The sequence below is a fragment of the Corynebacterium hiratae genome, from assembly GCF_009708045.1.
Classification (GTDB): domain Bacteria; phylum Actinomycetota; class Actinomycetes; order Mycobacteriales; family Mycobacteriaceae; genus Corynebacterium; species Corynebacterium hiratae.
Map to the genome: position 1 here is coordinate 1 of NZ_VIOG01000028.1, position 1963 is coordinate 1963.

Sequence of the window (1963 nt, forward strand, 5' to 3'; positions counted from 1 at the left end):
AAAAGTGACAGTAACAAGCACATGGTTTAATGCTCGCGTCCACTATACAGTTCTCACACAACACCCCACACAACTTAAACAACCAAGAAGTCATCCAACCTGACTGCTGAAACTCGTGCGGGTTACAACCAGGGAACAATGCCCCAGACACCCAACAATGCACCAAGTACTCTTCAACGTGTTAGCTAATCAATCATCCCAGTTAAGATGTATCTCCACCCGATTATCATGCGGTGGCAGTAAAACGTTTGCTCACTCAACCACCAGCCACACAACAAAAGTGCGGCTAAAAGACACCAACTGGTGCCACATATATATGCTCCTTAGAAAGGAGGTGATCCACCCGCACCTTCCGGTACGGGTACCTTGTTACGACTTCGTCCCAATCGCCGATCCCACCTTCGACAGCTCCCTAACAAGTTTAGGCCACTGGCTTCGGGTGTTACCAACTTTCATGACGTGACGGGCGGTGTGTACAAGGCCCGGGAACGTATTCACCGCAGCGTTGCTGATCTGCGATTACTAGCGACTCCGACTTCATGGGGTCGAGTTGCAGACCCCAATCCGAACTAAGGCCGGCTTTCAGCGATTCGCTCCACCTCACAGTGTCGCTGCGCGTTGTACCGACCATTGTAGCATGTGTGAAGCCCTGGACATAAGGGGCATGATGATTTGACGTCATCCCCACCTTCCTCCGAGTTAACCCCGGCAGTCTCTCATGAGTCCCCAACCAAATGCTGGCAACATAAGACAAGGGTTGCGCTCGTTGCGGGACTTAACCCAACATCTCACGACACGAGCTGACGACAACCATGCACCACCTGTACACCAGCCACAAGGGACACTACATCTCTGCAGCAATCTAGTGTATGTCAAGCCCAGGTAAGGTTCTTCGCGTTGCATCGAATTAATCCACATGCTCCGCCGCTTGTGCGGGCCCCCGTCAATTCCTTTGAGTTTTAGCCTTGCGGCCGTACTCCCCAGGCGGGGCGCTTAATGCGTTAGCTACGGCACAGAAGACGTGGAAGCCCCCTACACCTAGCGCCCACCGTTTACGGCATGGACTACCAGGGTATCTAATCCTGTTTGCTACCCATGCTTTCGCTCCTCAGCGTCAGTAACTGCCCAGAGACCTGCCTTCGCCATCGGTGTTCCTCCTGATATCTGCGCATTTCACCGCTACACCAGGAATTCCAGTCTCCCCTACAGCACTCAAGTTATGCCCGTATCGCCTGCACGCCCGAAGTTAAGCCCCGGAATTTCACAGACGACGCGACAAACCACCTACGAGCTCTTTACGCCCAGTAATTCCGGACAACGCTCGCACCCTACGTATTACCGCGGCTGCTGGCACGTAGTTAGCCGGTGCTTCTTATACAGGTACCGTCACAAAAAGCTTCGTCCCTGTCGAAAGGAGTTTACAACCCGAAGGCCGTCATCCCCCACGCGGCGTCGCTGCATCAGGCTTCCGCCCATTGTGCAATATTCCCCACTGCTGCCTCCCGTAGGAGTCTGGGCCGTATCTCAGTCCCAATGTGGCCGTACACCCTCTCAGGCCGGCTACCCGTCGACGCCTTGGTAGGCCATTACCCCACCAACAAGCTGATAGGCCGCGAGCTCATCTTGCACCGAAAAAACTTTCCAACCACCACACTAAAAGCGGCTCATATCCGGTATTAGACCCAGTTTCCCAAGCTTATCCCAGAGTGCAAGGCAGATCACCCACGTGTTACTCACCCGTTCGCCACTCGAGTACCAGTGCAAGCACTGGCCTTTCCGTTCGACTTGCATGTGTTAAGCACGCCGCCAGCGTTCGTCCTGAGCCAGGATCAAACTCTCCACAAAAAAGGCCGTGAAAAGCCCAAACCTAACAAACAGACAAACCAAACCGTGCACAGCACGGACTGGCTATCCAAAAATTACATAAAGAAAAAATCCAACCAACCCCCAACCCGACGGGGCA

The 1963-nt window shown here is 53.6% G+C and carries 1 rRNA gene; it reads right to left on the minus strand.

The annotated features are described in order from the left end of the window. Positions 1 to 327: 327 nt before the first annotated feature. Positions 328 to 1845 (minus strand): 16S ribosomal RNA (locus FME68_RS12875). Between the last annotated feature and the right edge of the window lie 118 nt (positions 1846 to 1963).